Here is a 19,142-nt window from a genome sequence, read left to right as displayed (position 1 = left end):
GAGCCGGGGCTCCGTGAAATCGGATGTCGGTTTCCGGGGCTCATCAACACTGAAAGTTTCCGGGCACCGGTTGACCCCCGTGGAGAAGCAAGATGAAACTGAGCGTATCAAGCTGGTCATTTCCGCATCTGACATTGGCTGAGGCGACGGAGGTCGTCCGGGCGCTTGGAATTGAGGCAATCGACCTCGGTTACTTTTTCAAACCGTCCCTCGACAAGAACCGGGTGTTGGCGGATCCGGAAGCGTATGGCACGGAAGTATCGGCTTCGCTTCCCGTTCAACCGGTCAACCTGTTCCATCTTTTCGGCGAAGATCTCGAAGATCGAAATCTTGCGCGTGTCCGCGATCCGCAACACCTGGCGGATATGAGGTCGGTGCTGAAATTTGCCCGGGCGGCGTCAATTCCGTCGGTCTTTGTGCTTCCCGGCATGATCAATCCGGGTCAAAGTCGTTCGCAGGCGATCGACGCATCGGCGGAGGCACTGAAGCCGTTGGTCGAAGCAGGGCAGAGGAATGAAACCGCCGTTCTGATCGAGCCGCATCTCGGCAGTATCCTGAATTCGCCCGACATAACGCAGGAACTCGTTCATCGGGTTCCGGGCCTGAACATTGTTCTGGATCTATCCCATTTCATTGCCATGGGATTTTGTCAGACGGATATCGAGCCGCTTGCAAGTATCGCCGGTCATGTGCACGTCCGCCAGGCAAGACCCGGTTTGATCCAGTCGAAGATGGAAGAAGGCATCATCGACTTCCCCGGTCTTTTCGGAACGCTCCGCGACAGCGGGTACGATGGTTGGGTGACGATAGAATATGAACACGAAGCCGGCACCAATTCCCAATTCGACGACGTGCTGTCGGAAACGGTGAAGATGCGCGACTGTTTTCGTGCATGGACCGGATGAACCGCACACGCATCCGCTCAGGAGCAAATCATGTCACAACACGCCTGGATATTGGAGCTTCGGCCCGGATACGAGGACGAATACCAAAAACGGCATGACGAGGTCTGGCCGGAAGTCGTTTCGGAAACCCGCGCCGCCGGAATACGAAACTATTCGATCTTTCGCCATGGCCTGACCCTTGTCGGCTACTTCGAGACCGACGACCTTGAACGGTCAATCCGAATGTTGAACGATGGTGAAGCAAACCGGAGATGGGATGAATACATGGCTCCCATCATGAAGGTTGAAGTCGATCCGTCGACGAATTTCCCCTTCCTGCTGCCCCTGATCTGGCGCATGGAAGAGTGATCCGTTCAAACGGTCGCCCCTCCGTCTACGACGAGATGCGCCCCGGTGATGAAGGAGGCTTCGTCTGAGGCAAGAAACAAGGCTGCGAAGGCGACTTCTTCAGGCGTTCCGAACCGCTTCAGGAAACTTTCATTGGCCTCCTGCTCGAAAAATTCGCCCCGGTCCTGACCAGTAAATTCGAAATGTTTTTCCGTTGCGGGCGTGTAGATGGCACCCGGACAGACGCAATTGACACGAATACCGTCAGCCGCCAGGTCCATTGCCAGCGACCGTGTCAGTTGCAACAGCGCGCCCTTCGACGCGTTATAGGGAACGAAGGCAGGAGCGGCGACAAAGCTGCTGACCGAGGCCATGTTTACGACCGCGCCTGCATTTGACTTTTTGAGGTGAGGCAGTGCGAAACGCACGACATTCGCCGAACCGATAACATTCACTCCCATCACCTTGTCCCAGTCTGCCCTGGTGACGTCTTCCACCTTGCCGAATACGAACGCCGCCGCGTTGTTCATCACGATGTCGATGCCACCCAGTTCGCCCTCGGCAAATTCTACAAGCAGCCGGACATCATCTTCGTTCGAAATATCGGTTTTTCGAAAACTGGCCTTGCCGCCATCTCTGTCAATTGAGGCCATTGTTTGCGCGCCACCGACGTCGTCGATATCCCCAATTACAAGCTCTGCACCTTCACGGGCAAACAGTTCGCATACCGCTCTGCCAATACCGGAAGATCCTCCCGTGACGACAACTCGTTTGGACTTCAGCCGCATCATTCCGATCCTTGCGTTTGGCCATCGCGAACGAGATGTGAACCATCTGAATTCTCGTCACGTCAACCTCTCCGATGTTAACGTAAACATACACCAGTTTGCAGGCAAAAGTCAGCCACTGATATCACTATTCGACCGGGAAAATTCACAGGGAAGGCCCCAAGCCAAACAAGAACATCAAATGCCGGCAGATCGTTGCCCGTCTTTCGCTCACAAGCACCAACTGAACCCTGTTTCATTCTCTGACCTGAGCCAGAGCCTTGCCATTACGGACTTGTCGCAGGCATAGGGTTCCAGCGTGCCTTTGCCAACCGGACCGACCCACTCCATGCGACCCGTTGGGCCGTAGAGTGCCCGCTGCTCCAGGCCATCCTCGGTGGCGCACATCACCTCCGGATAGGCACCTTTTTCAGCCGATTGAACCAATGGCGACAACGACATGAGCCCAAACAGGGTTCTGGAGGCGAGGCTGCCGCTGGTTTTGATGAGCGACGTTGCGGATGACCCGGGATGGCAGACATAAACCTCGACGTTTTTGTCTGCCGCCTTGACCCGGTCTTGCAGTTCAAATGCAAACATCATCTGTGCCAGCTTGCTTTGGCTGTAAGCCGAATTGGCGCGATAGTTCTTGTCCCAGTTCATGTCGTCGAACTGGATTGTCCTTACCCCCATCTTGTAGCCAAGGCTGGCAACGACGACGATCCTCCCTTTGCTGTCTTCGATGCGACTGAAGAGCATTCCGCACAAGAGGAAATGTCCGTAGTGGTTGGTGCCAAGCTGGCTTTCGAAGCCGTCCTTGGTGAGCTTCTGTTTGGGCACCTGCGCAATCGCGGCGTTACAGATCAGTGCGTCTACCTGTGGGACAGTCCTCAACACTTGTGCTGCGGCTTCGCGCACGCTTGCAAGCTCGGCCAGGTCCATGCGGACAAAGCTCACGTCGGCGGCTGCGCCGAATTCCTTTTTCAGTTCATCGATAGCGTCGATCGATTTTCCGGTGCTGCGGTTGAGCATGACCACCTTTGCGCCCTTCGACAAGAGGATCCGCGATGCCTGAAATCCTGCACCGGCATTGGCTCCGGTAATCAGGTAGGTCTTTCCGGCAAGTGAGCCGAGGCGTCCGGGCGTCCAGCCATCTGGGCCGAATTGGGTGTCTGCCATCTTCCTGTTCCTGTTGCCGTCGACTGAGGTATCGAGCGATGTGCGGCTCTGCCTTGAAACTGTAGATAACTCTCTGTTTGGAGCAAAAACAGACGAAATTGTCGCGAATTATTGCCTAATTGTATCAAACCAGTTGCGAGAATAGACATTGAAGAACTAACCTGGCCGCATGAAACAAGAACAGGTCAGGCAACTCATCGAAGGTAGAATCCACGATGACGGCCTCGTGGAAACCGGTGTGACGGGTGTGAAGCTGTTCCGCGCAACACAGCCGGTGCCTTGTGCTCCTGCGGTCTATGAACCCTGTATCGTGGCCATCGCGAGCGGGAGCAAAGAAGCCGTGCTGGACGGCAAGCGGTACGTCTATGACAACACCCAATATCTGTGTTGTCCCACGTCCATGCCGGTGACGGCAGGAACACCAGCAGCGTCCGCGCAAAATCCTCTCTTCGGTGTTTTCATCTCCTTGAATCCGCGCGTGATGAGCGAACTTGCCATCGAAATGGAAAACGCAGGTGGCGTAATTCCGACTGCCAAGGGGAGCCCGAATTCGTTCGGGATCAGGCTCGCTGGTTGGGATGGGGCCTTCTCGGACGCGCTGTTTCGGCTGCTGGAATTGGGCGATAGTGAAACGGATACGGCTGTGCTTGGGGACACTCGGCTGAGAGAACTTTATTATGCTGTCCTGAAAGGCGAGGCAGGACGTTTTGCAAGACAGGCATTTGGTGTCGGCAATACAATCGCGCGATCCATTGCGCATGTTTCAGCAAATTTGAACGCGCCGATCTCCATAGACGAAATGGCCAAACGCGCGGGCATGAGCCGTGCCGTGTTTCACCGCAAGTTCAAACAGGCAACGACGATGTCACCCATCCAGTTCGTGAAGTCGATGCGTCTCAACAACGCCGCAATGAAAATTTCCGGGGGCATGACCGTGAGTGAGGCAGCCATGGAAGTGGGATACCTGAGCGCATCTCAGTTCAGCCGGGAATTCAAACGCATTTACGGTCGGTCTCCGAGGCAATGGAGCGATGCCCAACACACCCCACCGACGGCGGCAGCGTCCATAGCGACGTGATTGTTCGCCCACAGCGAAGGCCTGTTCTCTGCCTGATCGAAGGCCGGCCACCGGATCTTGTGGGAGCCGAGCTGATCTTACCGGCCTGCCGAGCGCCATGATCCAGGTTGGCAATAAAGATGACGGCAACCAAGCGTTCCGGATCGGTTTGAGTGCCCGCAAGATCAATGCCCGCATCCTGCCAGGATCAAACCGGACAGCGCCAAGCACAAATCAAGGATGCTGCACAAGCAGCGTCATAAACTCAAAACGTGCTCGCGATACCGAAGAACTGGCGGGCTCTCGAAACCCGACTTGACCGCTTTGCCCGCACCTTCATGTCAGCCATGTCCCTTGCTGCTGCAGTCTTGTTCCGGATCAATCAATAGATCCCGGCCACAGACCCTGCACCGTGCCTATTTCACAATGAGACGCCTTGAAAACAGTGACTTTGGATGCCAGTCGAAGTTGGTCTGGAAAGGATATGTCGGATTGATCCTGTTTTCGTTTTTCAATGCGGAAATGTCCTGGTTGACTGCTCCGTCGGTGAGCGCCATGCGGGCGGGGTTGGCCAGCGGGGCAAGTTCAGGTGACAGATAGCCGGACTTGACAATCAGGTATCTGGTCAACGCCGGATCGATGCCGAACCGCGTCAAATCGACAATGTTGTGAAACGGACGACGGCGTTCCGTCAGGATGACTGAGTTTTCGGAAACATGGATCAGCACCTCCCTGTTTCGACCGGGTTTTGTACCCACCTTTTTTCCGACGACCGCGCTGATCGTCAATCGCGGGCAATCGCTGCCGAATGAGCCGCCGATATCCAGGCTGAGGACATCGCCTTCGAACGCTTCCCAGGCCTTCACGGTGGCGCCGGGGTCAGCAATCCCCGCAAAGACAGCCCCGGTCAATCCACGGTCCAGCCAGGCCTTGAGGATATCGGTGCGATCGCCTACGCCGCCGCCTGTCGGATTGTCTCCGCTGTCGGCCAGTATGAAGGGAAAAGTTTCCGCACGGTCGGCGTCGTCCAGGCAATCAGGCAACGGCATTGTCGGAACACCAAAATCAAGATCATTTCGTGCCGCCCAGTACCTGGCTGCGATCTCCTGTGCGACCAAAGCCGCCTTGTCGGCTTCAGTTCCTGTTACGACGGCGGCAGCCGTTGCCCTGCGGGTGTCGGCCCAGACGTATCCGATCATCAGATTTGCGTCGGCGATGGCTTGTTGCGTGTCGTAGCGCGGAAGCTCCCGGTAGATCGATTTTACCGGCTCGTCTTCCGTACTGGTTCGTTCTCCGGGAAGAAGAACCGGTATGGCTGCCCAGACAACAGTTCTTCGAGGTCCGCCTGCGAGCTGGTCAACTAGGTTGTCTGCGGCACGCAAATGGGTTTCCCTGACATCGATATGCGGCGCGGTTCTATAGGCACAGAAAATGTCGATCTGATCGATGATCTTCTGAGTGACATTTCCGTGCAGGTCATAGCTGACGGCAATTGGCACTTCCGGTCCGACGACTTCCCGCACCGCGGAGATCCAGTCGCCCTCCGGGTCGCCGATATCGGGCACATGCATCGCACCGTGCATGATCAGCAACACGCCATCGACGGGAAGGGACGCCTGCAGCTCTGCCAGAAACCCGGATTTGAAAGTCAGGTAGCAGCCGGTGGACACAGGCCCGCCCGGGATCGAACGGGCGTGAAACAGGGGACAGAAGGTGGCATCGGGAAAACGTTCCTTGCCCAGTCCTGCGTGCTCAAGCAGTTGGGTGCCTCTGACGACGTCAAAGTCTTCGACTTCCTGGTGCAGCGGAGAATAGGTGCTGCACTCGGTGTGAATGCCCCCGACGGCTATCTTCATCGTCCGGTCTCCCGTTTGCATTCAAAGCGCAGGAAACAGTGCACTCTGGTATGCAAACCGTTGCCAGTCCTTGTGTTCGGGCTGCGTCCAACCGGCTTCGGCGACCGCAAAGAGCCTCGGAAAAACCATGTGATTGAAGATTTCATTGCTCGTCATGTGTTCGCACCAGATGCAGGCCTGGACGCCGCGGAGAAGATCCTTGCCTGCGCTGGAAAGTCCGGCTGCGGGTTCATAGGCATATGTTTCCTCGGGTGTTGCAACTCCGGCCCAGCTTGCACCCGGTTCCTGCCAGCAAGTACCCTGAACCATGTCCATGTAGTAATTCTGTCCCGGCGTGCAGATGACCTCGTAGCCCTGTTCGATGAGCTCTCTTGTCACTTCCTGTTTCTGCCACGCCATCAGCAGGACGCCATCGGGGTCGATGCCACCACCATGGGAGACTTCGTCCCAGCCGGCCAGGTTCTTTCCGAGACTTTTCAAAATGCCCCTGACCCGGCCCATAAAATAGGCCTGCACTTCCATGGTGTCTCCGAGGCCGCGCTCTTCCATGAGGCGTTGCACTTTCGGTGACGACAGCCAGGACCTGTCGTCGACCTCATCCCCGCCGATGTGGACAAACTCGAAGGGAAACAGGTCCGCCATTTCAGCAAAGACCTTTTCAAGAAAACCATAGGTCTCGTCCATAGCCGGATTGAGCGCATTGTTGGGGTAGCCCTGAATGGAGTGATAGCTCTCCGGAGGTTCGGCCTGGTCCGCCATGTAGGGGTAGGTTTTCAGGACCGCCGTGCAATGGCCGGGGATATCGATTTCGGGAAGGACATCAATGTTGAGACCGGCAGCATGCGCCACAACTTCTCGCACGTCTTCCTGCGTATAAAATCCGCCATAGCTTTCAGAAGCAAATCCGAGTTGCGACTCCTGCATGGTTCCCGGACCACGCCGTGATCCTTTCGTGGTCAGCTCCGGATAGGCCCTGATTTCCAGGCGCCAGCCTTCATCGTCAGTCAGATGCCACTGAAAGACATTCATCCGGCACCAGGCAAGGATATCCAGCAACCGCTTCACGTCTTTGGCGTCTCTGAAGTGGCGCGAGACATCCAGATGCGTGCCACGCCAGGCAAAGCGCGGTGCGTCGGCAATTGTTCCCGTCATCGGAAACTTGAAGCGCTCCGGCGCGCAGTAGACGCCATAGGAGATTTGAGCCAGCACTGTCAGGCCGTAGTCGCGTCCGACGGCACCGCCATGGCGAAGTGTGACGGATCGAGCTGACCAGTCCAGGGTGTAGCCATCATTTGCCAGTCGCGGATCTTCATGAAATTCCAGCGTCAACAGGTTCGAGGATTCCGTGAAAAGGAACGGAAGGGGTGCATTTGAAAACAGGCGGGCGGAGAGGGCATTTATCCTGGAGGCTGCCGCCAGGTCCTCTGGTGTCGTGGTCGCGATGTGAAAACCGGACACATCATCCCGATACGCATCGATTTCAACAGATTGAGGCCAGGGCACGATGTGCAGCGGATCCGTTGCCCGTCCGTCGGGAAGGATCTTTCGGTCGCCAGTGATCAGTTCCACCGGGGCCTTCAGGTCAGTACACTGGACTTCCATGATGTTGCCGTTTGCAGTGACATATCCGGACTTGGGACCATCGAGCCGATGTCTTGCGGGATTGACCAGTCCCTTGATGGCAAACCGCCAGCTTTCTCCCGGCTGCAGCTCCAACCCTTTGACAGGTGCGATTTCATGGAAGTTCGCGACGCGCCTGAAGCTATCCGCATTTTCAAGAACAGCTTCCGCGCTGGCACGGGTTAGTGCGGTATAGGCGAGAGAGAAGGCTTTGAGCGGCTTTGAGCCGACATTGGTCAGTGCAAGTTCGAGACGGGCATCCTTAAGGGTTTCGGCCGGCTGGTAAAAACTGTCGAGAACTAAACTGGTCATTTTTCAGGATCCGTCAAAGTCTGCTGATTGAGTAAAGGTTCGCGGCAGGGCCGTTGATCCGGCGGTAAGACCGCTGTCGACGGGGAGGCACGCCCCCGTGATGCAACGGGCTGCCGGACTGACGAGAAAGGCTACTGCAGCAGCAATATCTTCCGGTTCAGGCAGGAGCTTGAAGGGATACCAGCTCAAGGCCTCGTCGAAGACACCCGGATTGGCCGCCTCGCGTGCTTTCCAGGCTTGCGTCTTGACCGTGCCGGGAGCAACCGCGTTGGCTCTCAGTCCGTATTTGCCGTACTCGACCGCAATCGCTTTTGTCGCGTGGATGAGACCGGCCTTGGCTGCGCTGTAAGCAGGATGGCCGAACGCTGAAAGCCCATTCACCGAGGCTATGTTCACAACATTGCCCGAGCCGCTCTCGACAAGGGGTTTTTCAAACGACTTGAAACAGTTGAGAGCCGCTTCGAGGTTCAACGACAGGTCATGAGACAGGGTGTCCATGGTCATGGCATGAAGGGACAGGGCCCTGGCTGCGCCGGCATTGTTGACCAGAATGTTTACCGGGCCCAAATCAGCTGCTTCGTCGGCCGCGCGCGCAAGTTCGTCCGGTTTCGTGAGGTCACAACGGATCGATGTTACCTTCGAGCCACTGACCCCAAGACGTGCAACTGCAGCCGACAGAGCGTCCGCATCCAGGTCGATTGCAGCTACTTTGTGCGTCGCTGACAGCCGGGCTACAATTGCAGCTCCAATATCGCCGGCAGCGCCGGTGACAATGGCAACCGGGTCAATATTGTCATCAGTCACCGAGAACTTCCTTGTCATCTACGTCGCGAGAGTTGCTGAGCTGGTGTTTGACGCGTCTCAGGCTTTCCCTGGATTCGTCACCCAGTTTCATGGCAACGAAGGTCGCCAGCAGATCGGTGGCATAAAGGTAGGCATATCGGCTCGTGCTGGGGCGCAGAATGTTCTCACCCTCCGGCAAGTCGATCCCGATCGTGATATCTGCCAGGTCCGAAACGGGCCGGCCCGGGCGCGTCAGCGCGATTATCCTGGCACCGTATGTTTTTCCCGCTTCAAGTGCCCGGACGAGTTGATCATTCAGTCCGGAAACGGAGGAGGCGACAATGACGTCGCCCTGACGCAAGGTCGCGGCTTGCATCAACTGCATCGCATGATCTGTCACGCTGATGGTTCGCAACCCCAGGCGGAACAGACGGTTCTGCATTTCGTTTGCGATCATCGAGGACGTTCCGCCGGCTCCGAAGGCGGCAACCAGCCCGGCGTCGCCGATCATGTCAGCGGCCCTGGAAGCCGCATCGATGTCCAGCGTTTCCCGTGTTTTTGCAGCTGCTTCCTGAAGCTGCGCCAGCAAACTGTCAGCCACATCCACAGGGGCCACAGAAGATGTCTTTGCAGTCAGGTATCGGGACCCGGCAAAGGCAACCTTGGCAACCTGGACCTTGAAGGCGGTAAAGCTGTCACAGCCCAGGCGCCGGGAGAAGCGGGTTACTGTCGGTGGGGAAACACCAGCGCGCTCGGCGACTTCGGTAATGCCCGCATTGACAATAAAATTTGCCTCGCTGCGCAGGAGTGTTGCCAGAATGCGTTCCGACTTGGAAAGATCCGGTTCCACTTCCTGCAATACGGACAGAATATCCCGCATTTGATCAGTCCGGCTTCTTGTAAGCTATGCAGTCGATTTCAACCTTGCAATCGACCATCATCGTGGCTTGCACACAGGCGCGAGCCGGCGGGTGTTCGCCGAAATAGTCCTTGTAAACGCCGTTGAATGACCAGAAGTCTCTGGGATCGTCGAGCCACACTCCGACCCGCACCACATGTTCAAGTCCATAACCGGCCTCTTCCAGGATGGAGATGACATTCTTGATCGTCAGGTGCGTTTGCTCAACGATGCCGCCGCCGACGATTTCGCCATCCTTCATGGGGACCTGGCCGGACACATGAAGCCAGCCATCGGCTTCCACCGCGCGGGCAAAGGGCAGGTTCTGTCCCCCGGCGCCGGACTTTTCGGCCCCATAGCGTTTGATGGTCATGTTGGACTCCGTTTCTGAAAATGATTTACATAGTGGTTTGACATTGGTTTTATTTCACTCTTATATTTTCGAAAATGCAACCGCCAAAATGAAAATGGTTTCCGCAATGCGCAACGAAATTGATAGTCAATGTAACCCTTTTGCCGACGTGGACGCAGATCGTGCGGAAATATGGGACATGCTGGTTTCGCGCGATATCGATGCATTCGTGTCCGAAGACTGGTCCATGGTCGCTGGAGATTTCGATGAAGATGCATTTTTCGGCGTGGATGCAAAAAAACAGTCGAACCCGGACGACTGGGCACTCGGATTTCCCGATCTTGCGACTTATCGCTCTGAATGGTTGAGCCAGGCACGGGACTTCGCACAGACCGAGTTTGCCGAAGATGCCAGGGCTGCGATTTTCAGTGCCACACAGCTGACCGACATTGAAATCAATGGTGACCGCGCGATTGCGCGGAAAAAATTCGACGGACAAATCAGGAAGGTCGATGGCGGTGAAGACCGTCTGCTTTGGCAGACCCTTTACTATTGCGTCCGCCGTGACGGGTCCTGGAAAATCTGCAGTTTCACAGGGTATTTGCCCAATCCACTCGGAGCCGTGTCCTGATAATGGCTCCGCCGCGCGCATTCACCGCTGTTCTTGCAACCGAAACGAACACGTTTTCTCCGATCCGTGTTGATATGAAAGCCTTCAGGGCGTCTCTTCTGGCCCGGCCGGGTGAGCACCCCGATACGCCGACCCTGTGTTCGGCCGTGATTACGGAAGGCAGGCGGTTTGCGCGGGAAAACAATTGGGATCTGGTCGAGGGAACCGCAGCCTGGGCTGATCCGGCCGGCCTTGTCGCCAGAGCCACCTTTGAAAGCCTGCGCGACGAAATTCTCGATCAGATCCGGACACAGGGACCGTTTGACATTCTCGTTCTCGGCCTTCACGGGGCGATGGTTGCCGATGGCTATGACGATCCGGAGGGGGACTTTCTTGAACGGGCACGCACTATCGTCGGCGAAGACACCCCGATTGTCGCGACAATCGACCCGCACAGTCACCTGACGGCGAAGCGTGTTGCCGTCACTGATGCGCTGATCGCGTTCAAGGAATTTCCGCATACCGACTTCGTTGACCGGGCCGTCGATGCCTGGAAGATTGCCGGACAAACGGTTGCCGGAGCCGTCACACCGGTCATGAGTGTCCATGATCCCAAAATGATCGAGGTTTTCCCGACTTCCAGCCAACCGATGCGCGCATTCGTCGACGGCATGATCAAGAGGGAAGAAGAGACACCCGGTCTCCTGTCTCTTTCCGTCATTCATGGTTTCATGGCAGGTGACGTTCCGGAGATGGGCACGAAAGTTCTGGCTGTCACGGACAATGACAAGGCTCTCGGAGCAGCCATCACGCGAGAGTTGGGAGAGACGCTTTACGCGATGCGCGGAAAAGTTCGCAGCGTCGAGCTTGATCCTTCGGAAGCCTTTGATCGCGCTCTTGAGTTTGATGGCGGTCCGGTAACCATCGCTGACATGTGGGATAATCCTGGAGGCGGAACCGCTGGTGATGCGACGGTTCTGTTGCGAGAAGCTCTCGATCGGCAACTGAGCAACATTGCCTTCGGGTCTATCTGGGACCCCGTGGCGGTGCAGTTGTGTCATGCCGCGGGCGAGGGCGCCCGCATGCAATTGCGCTTCGGGGCGAAATCGGCGCCGGATACCGGCGATCCGGTCGACGCGGAAACCGTCGTGATCCGCAACATCAGAAACGCTGAACAAAATTTCGGTGAAAGTGTTGTTCCGATCGGTGATGCAAGCCTGATCAGGGTGGCGGGCGTCGAGATTATCCTGAACTCGACCCGGGCCCAGTGTTTCGACATCAGCCTGTTTCGCAATTTCGGGATCACTCCCGAAGACAGGAAGATCCTGGTCGTGAAATCCACCAATCACTTTCATCAGTCTTTCGCGAGAGTGAGTCCGCTGATCCTTTATTGTTCTGCGGGAGGCCCGTATCCGAATGATCCGCGTAAAACGCCATACAAAAAGGCCCCTCGAGATATCTGGCCAATTTGTGAAGGCGATCCTGGCCATGAAAGTGTGACGGCAGACAGGCTTTATTTTGCAGGCAAACCGGGAAGGTGAGTAATGACAGTTGGACTTTCCATTCATGATTTGCTGACACCGGTTGCCGTGATCGACGAAACCGTCATGGAAACAAATATTTCGGTCGCTCAGGAGTATTTCGACCGGATCGGACGAAACTTCAGACCACATATCAAAACGCACAAGATCCCGGCGCTGGCGTCGCAACAGGTCGCAGCTGGTGCAAAAGGTATCAACTGTCAGAAGGTCAGCGAAGCCGAAGTCTTTGCCGACGCGGGTTTCACCGACATTCTGATTACCTTCAACATGCTCGGAAAGACGCGGCTGGAGCAGTTGAAGGCACTTCATGCCCGGGTGAACTTGCAGGTTGTTGCAGACAACAAGGTCGTCGTGGATGGACTTGCGGATACTTTTTCAGAAAATCAGCCGCTGAAGGTCCTGGTGGAGTGCGATACCGGTGCTGGTCGGAACGGCGTCCAGACGCCGGATGCGGCGCTCGAACTGTCGCAACAGATAGACAGGTGCGCAGGTTTGACATTCCATGGCTTGCTGACCTATCCAAAACCTGGCTCCGAAGCTGCCGTCGAGGCGTTTTTCTCGGAGACTATCAAGCTTCTGGATCAATCCGGACTTCAGTGCGCCGTGGTCTCACACGCCGGATCGCCAAGCCTCTATGATTCTGATCTGGTTTCCAGTGCGACAGAACACAGGGCCGGCACCTACATCTTCAATGATCGTTCCATGGTGCGCGCAGGCATGTGCGATTTTGACGATTGCGCAATGCATGTTCTTGCGACGGTGGTTTCGCGGCCGACGGAAACACGTGCTGTTCTCGACGCCGGTTCGAAGGCGCTGACCTCCGATTTGCTGGGTTTTTCCGATCACGGGCTGATCGTTGAGTACCCGGATGCATCAATTGCCGGGTTGAGCGAAGAACATGCCGTGGTGGATTTGAGCAAAACAGACCGCAAACCAGAGGTTGGGGAAAGAATACGGATCATCCCCAATCACACCTGTGTGGTCTCCAACATGTTTGACAAACTGGTGTTTCACCGGGACGGCGTGGTGACGCGTATTGAGCATGTCGCCGCCCGTGGGCAAGTCGTCTAGTCCTCCAGAGGACTTGCCCGCCTCTTTGAAGTCCAGACAGAAACGGCCGCCTTCAAGCAGGCCGTTTTTGCTCATTTCGGTTGGTTTTCAAAGATGCATTTCAGCCGGATCAAGCGCTGACACCGCCAGTCGCCGGTCAAATGCAAGGCCGTTTTCATCAAACAAGTGGCAGTCTGCGCCATTCAGACCCATGGAAATCGACGCACCGACTTTTGCCGGAGCTGAACCGGGCAGCAGGGCGCAGAACGTATTGCTGGCACCTTCCACCGAGCTGTAGGTTACGGTGTGTATGCCCAGATGTTCCACGACGCTGGGTGTGATTTCAATGGTCGCATCGGCCTGTTTCAGGGTCAGATCCTCCGGCCGAATACCAAGTGTGAAGGATCGGCCGGCTATGTCGTCTCGTGGCAAAACCTTGACATCGAGATCCTGGCCGGAGGGGAGGGTGACCACAATCCCGGTCTCGTCAGCCTGTTTGCCCGTGACAGTGATGAAATTCATTTTCGGGTTACCGATAAAACCCGCGACAAACAGGTTCTGCGGCTTGTGATAAAGTTCAAGCGGTGTCCCGACCTGCGAGATGATGCCATGGTCCAGCACCACGATCCGGTCTGCCATGGTCATGGCTTCGACCTGATCATGGGTAACATAGATCATGGTCGCATCGAGGTTGTTGTGAAGCTTCGCCAGCTCGACGCGCATTTCGGCCCGCAGGGCCGCGTCGAGATTGGAAAGCGGTTCGTCGAACAGGAATACGGATGGTTCACGGACGATGGCACGACCGATCGCGACACGCTGACGTTGCCCGCCTGACAATTCGCCCGGCTTGTGCTTCAGACGCTCGGTCAGCTGAAGAATGCCGGCTGCGGCGTTGACCTTTTCCTCGACCTTGTCGTTCGACAGGCGTTCGACCCGAAGGGGAAACGCGATGTTCTCATAAACGCTCATATGCGGGTAAAGCGCATAGGATTGAAACACCATGGCGATGCCGCGTTTGACGGGCGGCAGGTTGTTCACGATCTTGCTGTCGATCGTGATATCGCCGCCTGTAATTTCCTCAAGCCCTGCAATCATGCGCAGCAGGGTCGATTTCCCGCATCCGGACGGCCCGACAAAGACGATGAATTCGCCATGATCCACATCGAGATCAACGCCCTTGATGACTTCCATCTGGCCATAGTTTTTATACACGTCGCGCAGCTGCAACTCGCCCATGGTCATTCCTTATTACAAGAGGTGGCCGGGCCCCTGTCGTGGGAAAACAGGGGCCCGGTCAGTGCTCAAGGTGTTACTTGAATTCCTCAAGTTGCTCAGCGGCGATCTCGACTGCTTCCGCAGCTTCGACCTCGCCAAGGACAACACCTTGAACAGCTTCGTTGATCGTGTCCTGCAGCCCGACGTAGTCAGTTACGAACGGCTCTGGGCCACCGGTCGGGATGGCGTCCAGGAAGGCTTTCCAGGTCGGATCTTCCTGCAGGATTTCCGCAACCTGCGGCATGTCGCGCAGCGGCGTGTAACCTTCGGCGATTTCGAACGCCATCTGGTTTTCCGGATTGGTCAGGAGCTTGGCCAGCGACAGGGCCTGATCCTCGACACCCGATCCCTTGAACACTGCAAGGGAGTCTGTGATCAGCAGAGTGCCTGCGCCACCGCTCGGTCCGTGCGGGAGTGGTGCCACTCCCCAGTTGACGTCCTTCACGCGTACCCGCTCCCACGGGCCGGAGATGAACATGCCGATTTTGCCTTCGGAGAACAGCGGGCGCAGTTTTGCGCGATCATAGGCAACCGGACCTGGTTGTGAGACGCTGGCCATCTTCCCATAGAAATCGAGAGCTTCGACATTGTTGGGAGAATTGAAGACGATTTCTCCGTCCGCGTTTATGACTTCGCCCCCGTTCGTATACACGTAGTTCATGAACTGGTGCATGGTGTTGTCGAAGGAAGCTGCCGCCAGACCGAAACCGTCTGCGTCGGTTTTGTCCTTGATCATCTTGGCGGCGTTATACATTTCATCCCAGGTCTTCGGGGGAGCTTCCGGATCGAGCCCGGCTTCCTTGAAGAGGTCCTTGTTCCAGTAAAGAGCCTTGGTGGAGAAGGCGCGCGGAAGACCCCACTGCTTGCCGTTCGCAGTAATTGTGCCAAGGATAGGCGGTGCATAGGTCGCCTTTTCTTCCTCGGTCATGTCGACAGGAATGATGAGGTCGTTCGCGGCAAGCTGCTTCAGCGTGCGCGAGCCCATGTAGGCGACCGCCGGAGGATTGCCCGCGCTGGCAAGTGTTGTCGATTTTTCCTGACACTGGCCCCAGGGCACGAATTCGACCTGGACCTTGTAGCCTGAATTCGCAGCTTCCCAATCGCTGATCAGCTGTTCCTGGAGTGGAATACCGGCCCCGGTGTTGTCACCGCAATTGATCATGTGAATGACCTTGTCTTCCGCCTGGGCAGCGGTTGCAAGGGTCAGGGCGAAAGCTCCGCCCAAAAGCACTGATTTTAGTGTCATCTGTTTCCCTTTCTGGTTGGTTTTTCTTGTTGTTATTCCTTGACAGCGCCTGCCGTGAGCCCGGCGACGATGTAGCGTTGCAGGAACACATAGACGAACAGCACGGGCAGGATGCCCACGAGGCTGGCGGCCATGAGTTCGTTCCAGACAACCGATTGGCGTCCGAAGAATTGGAACAGGCCGACCGGCAGCGGGTTCAGCTCGTTCACGGAATTGAAAGTCAGCGCGTAGATGAATTGTTGAGCATAGGCCGTGATGAAGGCGGTAATCGTGACAACAACGATCCCGGGCAATGCGACTGGAATGATCACCCGAACGAGGGTGTATATCTTGCCCGCGCCATCAACCCAGGCCGCCTCTTCCAGCTCCTTCGGAATGCGCACCAGATAAGAGCGCAACAGCCAGATGCCTGTCGGGATCACAAAGGCCGTTCCGGGTGCAATCATCGCAAAATAGGTGTTCAGGAGCCCGTATTGCTGCATCAGCTTGAACAGCGGGATGATCAGGACAGCCCCCGAGAACATGTTCACCGCAATGAAGACCCCGAGAAGCGAATTGCGGGCCGGAAACTCGAACCGGGCGAACGCATAAGCGGCCGGAATGATGCACAGCAGACCGAGGATGGTTACCACGGTCGCGATAAAGAACGAATTGAGCATGTAGCGCCACAGCAGCGGCACATTCTTCCACATGGAGAAATAGGCCTCGAAGCTCATATCATCCGTGATGAACCTGTAGGGAATGGAAAACAGGCCGCTGAGCGGGCGAAGTGACACGACAAATGCCTCGACAAACGGCGCCAGCACAAACGTCAGGAAGACCGCCAGCCCACAATAGATCAGCACATATTCGTACCAGCGATACTTATGCAGCATTGTTAGGGCTCCTTTTGGCAAGGCGCGAGAGCAGCACGAAATAGACGAATGTGAAGGAGCCGAGGAACAACACGATCATGACAGTCCGGGCAGCGCCTTCACCATACTTGAACCGGCTGATAGCGGTCTTGTAGGTGTCGATGATCATCGTGGTCGTGGCCCCGCGTGGACCACCTTCCGTCAGAATCCAGATGATGTCGAAGGAATTGAACGTCGCGATTGCGGACAGAAGGGCCATCGTGGCAATCGAGGGAATGATGAGCGGAAGCGTGATACGCCGGAACCGGTAGAACCGGGACGCACCGTCGACCCATGCTGCCTCGTAAAGATCTCTTGAGATAGACTGCATGGCGGCCAAAAGGTAAAGCGTAACCATCGGCACACCGATCCACACGTCAGTGACAATCGTCGCCATGAAGGCGGAATTCTTGTAGGCCAGGAACTCGAAGGGCGCGTCAAGAATGCCGATGCGCTGCGCCATGCCCGAGAGCATGCCGAACTGCCCATTATACATCCAGCCCCAGATGAAGACACCGATGGCAATCGGAATGACCCATGGGGGCATCACCAGAATACGAAACAAAGCCCTTCCGGGCACCATCGCATTCAGCAGAACAGCGCCGAGTGTTCCAATCAGCATTTTCAGCGCGACTGAAAGACCCATCCAGTAGAATGTGCGGGCGATGACTTCCGGGAAACGCCGGGACATGATTTTCTCGTAGTTCGCCAACCCGACATATTCATAGTTCTGGCTCATGCCCGTGTTGGTGAAGGACAGCCTGAATGTCTCGATCAGCGGATACGCCACTATCGACACCATCACGAGTGTCGCCGGAACCAGCAACAGATATGGAAAATAGTCTTTCTGCTTTGCCGTATGTGCCATGGGTGCTCCTTAAGTCAGCCCGTAGCTGTCGAATTGCTGCCAGGTTTCGGTGAGGTCCAGGACCGATCGAGCACGGCGCGCTTCATCCAGTTTGATCGCAGTCAGTCCGGCTTCGAGCGCGTCCATAACATCGACCGGCAGACCGCCTCCCATCTTGAAGTAATGGTTGAGGTCGCGGGCCATTCCGTCGTCCGCGCCATAGTGTCCTTCGCGCTCTCCCGGCAGTTCCGATATATCGACAAGGCATTTTGACGTGAGGGCGTCGTGGACCTTGAAAAAGTTGCGAATGAAATCGCCTTCGGCCATTCCCTTGGTGCCCATGACCGCAAACCTGCGGAACTCATCCGGCACGTACATGTTGGTGTGGAAGCACAGGTTTGCGCCGTCCTCGTATTCAATCAGGGCAGTCTGGTAGTCGATCAGGTCGCCGTCGGAATCGAAGTCCGCGTTGCCGCCCCCCCAGCGGGGTGTAAAGGGGTCGACGCGGTCCCGGATTTCGGGTGCGGGAAAGCTGTGATCCTGGTCCGGCCTGTTTTCCGGAACAAAACTCTTGCGTCCGCCGAAACTTGAAACGAAGCGGGGTCTGGCGCCAACAACTCCCTGATACAGATCGAGGTCGTGACAGCATTTTTCCAGCATGAACCCGCCGGAATTCTTTTCGTACCGGCGCCAGTCCCGCATGAAAAACGAGCCATGATACGGGCCGATATGTTCTGCGGCTTCAATGGAAACGACTTTTCCGATCTGGCCGGCGGCAAGGCTCTTCTTCAGTTCCGCGTAAAGCGGTGAATACCGAAGCACCAGACCGACCAGAACCCGCCTGGCTCCATCATGAGCCTTCATCAGCTCGAGCAGTTCAAAGGTTTCAGCCTCGCTCGTGACGATCGGTTTTTCGCAAAAAATGTAGCGGACGTCGGATTTCAGCGCTGCTCTGAGGTGATCCATGTGCATGAAATTGGGTGATCCGATCATCAGCAGATCGAGACTTTCAAGGCGCAACATGCCTTCTAGATCATCATACGCCGTGAGCGTGTTTCCACTCCTGGCTTCAACGTGCTTCAAACCGGCGGGTGAGGGATCAACATAGGCGCAGGGATCGATCTCGCTCGAGACGTTCTGCAAGCAGTTGCTGACATTGGCGATGCGCGCGCCGAGGCCGACATATCCGGTTCTCATCCTGCGGTCTCCAGACAAGGGGCAATGGTATCTCGAAAAACCTGCTTTGGCATCAGGGCCGCGAACCTGAGATCGGCAACGGGCCCGTTTTCAGGTCCGGACCTGGTGCTCGCGATAACACCGGCATCGTTGATGATGCGACCCGGAAGGCCACACACCAGTTCGGGTCGATGTTGAAACGGACGATTGTTCAGGCGGGCAGAAACGGCAACATCGGCGTCACAGGAGCCGTCATCATTTGCCTTGATCAGCGACATCGGGGTTTGAGCGCTGCCTTTTTCGATGCAGCATTCAATTGTCAGAAACAACCCAAGTCCAGCCATTGCCATGGATGCGGCAGGGCGGATTTTCCGAACCGTGCCGTGCCCTTGCGAATTGTCGCGGCGAATAAAGGGTTTGTCGATATCAAGACAGGTGATCATCGCAT

At 56.3% G+C, this 19,142-nt stretch carries 19 protein-coding genes; 6 read left to right on the top strand and 13 right to left on the bottom strand.

Annotation, left to right across the window (positions count from 1 at the left end):
• The first annotated feature begins 92 nt into the window (after positions 1 to 92).
• Positions 93 to 905, top strand: a complete 813-nt coding sequence (locus LA5095_RS30175; RefSeq protein WP_055391683.1) for a sugar phosphate isomerase/epimerase family protein — start codon at positions 93 to 95, stop codon at positions 903 to 905.
• Between the two features lie 30 nt (positions 906 to 935).
• Positions 936 to 1,253, top strand: a complete 318-nt coding sequence (locus tag LA5095_RS30170) for an L-rhamnose mutarotase (protein WP_055391682.1) — start codon at positions 936 to 938, stop codon at positions 1,251 to 1,253.
• A gap of 5 nt (positions 1,254 to 1,258) precedes the next feature.
• On the opposite strand, the gene LA5095_RS30165 is transcribed toward LA5095_RS30170, so the two are convergent.
• Both LA5095_RS30165 and LA5095_RS30160 read right to left on the bottom strand, forming a co-directional pair.
• The gene (locus LA5095_RS30165) at positions 1,259 to 2,020 is read right to left on the bottom strand and encodes an SDR family NAD(P)-dependent oxidoreductase (protein WP_055391729.1); all 762 of its coding nucleotides are present in this window, start codon (positions 2,018 to 2,020) and stop codon (positions 1,259 to 1,261) included.
• 210 nt (positions 2,021 to 2,230) lie between these two features.
• A complete protein-coding gene (locus tag LA5095_RS30160; protein WP_055391681.1) occupies positions 2,231 to 3,178 on the bottom strand; it encodes an SDR family oxidoreductase in 948 nt (315 codons plus the stop codon).
• 169 nt (positions 3,179 to 3,347) lie between these two features.
• Between LA5095_RS30160 and LA5095_RS30155 the strand changes: the two genes are divergently transcribed.
• Positions 3,348 to 4,256 (top strand): AraC family transcriptional regulator, encoded by a 909-nt coding sequence (locus LA5095_RS30155; RefSeq protein ID WP_055391680.1) that lies wholly within the window; start codon positions 3,348 to 3,350, stop codon positions 4,254 to 4,256.
• Between the two features lie 395 nt (positions 4,257 to 4,651).
• On the opposite strand, the gene LA5095_RS30150 is transcribed toward LA5095_RS30155, so the two are convergent.
• Genes LA5095_RS30150 through LA5095_RS30130 form a run of 5 tightly spaced genes read right to left on the bottom strand, consistent with a single transcriptional unit; the run spans position 4,652 to position 10,077 of the window.
• On the bottom strand, positions 4,652 to 6,091 hold the full coding sequence (locus LA5095_RS30150; protein WP_055391728.1) for a M81 family metallopeptidase: 1,440 nt from the start codon (positions 6,089 to 6,091) through the stop codon (positions 4,652 to 4,654).
• Between the two features lie 21 nt (positions 6,092 to 6,112).
• Positions 6,113 to 8,023: a beta-N-acetylhexosaminidase gene (locus tag LA5095_RS30145; protein WP_055391679.1), complete on the bottom strand. Its 1,911-nt coding sequence runs from the start codon at positions 8,021 to 8,023 to the stop codon at positions 6,113 to 6,115.
• Positions 8,024 to 8,026: 3 nt separating this feature from the next.
• Complete coding sequence (locus LA5095_RS30140) at positions 8,027 to 8,845, bottom strand: SDR family oxidoreductase (RefSeq protein ID WP_055391678.1); 819 nt, start codon at positions 8,843 to 8,845, stop codon at positions 8,027 to 8,029.
• Positions 8,820 to 9,686: a MurR/RpiR family transcriptional regulator gene (locus tag LA5095_RS30135; protein ID WP_055391677.1), complete on the bottom strand. Its 867-nt coding sequence runs from the start codon at positions 9,684 to 9,686 to the stop codon at positions 8,820 to 8,822. Before LA5095_RS30135 ends, LA5095_RS30140 begins: the two co-directional genes overlap by 26 nt.
• A 4-nt stretch (positions 9,687 to 9,690) precedes the next feature.
• Entirely contained in the window at positions 9,691 to 10,077 is a 387-nt protein-coding gene (locus tag LA5095_RS30130) for a RidA family protein (RefSeq protein ID WP_055391676.1), read from the bottom strand.
• Between the two features lie 88 nt (positions 10,078 to 10,165).
• Here LA5095_RS30130 and LA5095_RS30125 point away from each other — a divergent pair, with 88 nt between their 5' ends.
• From LA5095_RS30125 to LA5095_RS30115, 3 genes are read left to right on the top strand one after another with little or no spacing between them, the layout of a single operon-like run.
• On the top strand, positions 10,166 to 10,687 hold the full coding sequence (locus LA5095_RS30125) for a hypothetical protein (RefSeq protein WP_144436221.1): 522 nt from the start codon (positions 10,166 to 10,168) through the stop codon (positions 10,685 to 10,687).
• Between the two features lie 2 nt (positions 10,688 to 10,689).
• On the top strand, positions 10,690 to 12,207 hold the full coding sequence (locus tag LA5095_RS30120; protein WP_055391675.1) for a M81 family metallopeptidase: 1,518 nt from the start codon (positions 10,690 to 10,692) through the stop codon (positions 12,205 to 12,207).
• Positions 12,208 to 12,210: 3 nt separating this feature from the next.
• Positions 12,211 to 13,278 carry a D-TA family PLP-dependent enzyme gene (locus LA5095_RS30115; protein WP_055391674.1) on the top strand — a complete coding sequence of 356 codons (1,068 nt, stop codon included), beginning with the start codon at positions 12,211 to 12,213 and terminating at the stop codon, positions 13,276 to 13,278.
• 87 nt (positions 13,279 to 13,365) lie between these two features.
• On the opposite strand, the gene LA5095_RS30110 is transcribed toward LA5095_RS30115, so the two are convergent.
• From LA5095_RS30110 to LA5095_RS30085, 6 genes are all read right to left on the bottom strand, one after another.
• Positions 13,366 to 14,493: an ABC transporter ATP-binding protein gene (locus LA5095_RS30110; RefSeq protein WP_055391673.1), complete on the bottom strand. Its 1,128-nt coding sequence runs from the start codon at positions 14,491 to 14,493 to the stop codon at positions 13,366 to 13,368.
• Positions 14,494 to 14,566: 73 nt separating this feature from the next.
• On the bottom strand, positions 14,567 to 15,778 hold the full coding sequence (locus LA5095_RS30105) for an ABC transporter substrate-binding protein (RefSeq protein ID WP_055391672.1): 1,212 nt from the start codon (positions 15,776 to 15,778) through the stop codon (positions 14,567 to 14,569).
• 32 nt (positions 15,779 to 15,810) lie between these two features.
• Positions 15,811 to 16,653, bottom strand: coding sequence for a carbohydrate ABC transporter permease (locus tag LA5095_RS30100; protein WP_055391671.1), 843 nt, complete (start codon positions 16,651 to 16,653; stop codon positions 15,811 to 15,813).
• On the bottom strand, positions 16,643 to 17,539 hold the full coding sequence (locus LA5095_RS30095; protein WP_055391670.1) for a carbohydrate ABC transporter permease: 897 nt from the start codon (positions 17,537 to 17,539) through the stop codon (positions 16,643 to 16,645). Before LA5095_RS30095 ends, LA5095_RS30100 begins: the two co-directional genes overlap by 11 nt.
• Before the next feature lie 9 nt (positions 17,540 to 17,548).
• A complete protein-coding gene (locus LA5095_RS30090) occupies positions 17,549 to 18,715 on the bottom strand; it encodes a Gfo/Idh/MocA family protein (RefSeq protein ID WP_055391669.1) in 1,167 nt (388 codons plus the stop codon).
• On the bottom strand, positions 18,712 to 19,137 hold the full coding sequence (locus LA5095_RS30085; protein ID WP_055391668.1) for a hypothetical protein: 426 nt from the start codon (positions 19,135 to 19,137) through the stop codon (positions 18,712 to 18,714). The genes LA5095_RS30090 and LA5095_RS30085 overlap by 4 nt, the downstream gene beginning before the upstream one ends.
• Positions 19,138 to 19,142: the final 5 nt, after the last annotated feature.

This window comes from Roseibium album, assembly GCF_001404515.1.
GTDB classification, from domain to species: Bacteria; Pseudomonadota; Alphaproteobacteria; order Rhizobiales; family Stappiaceae; genus Roseibium; species Roseibium album.
This window is presented reverse-complemented; position numbering and strand designations above follow the sequence as displayed.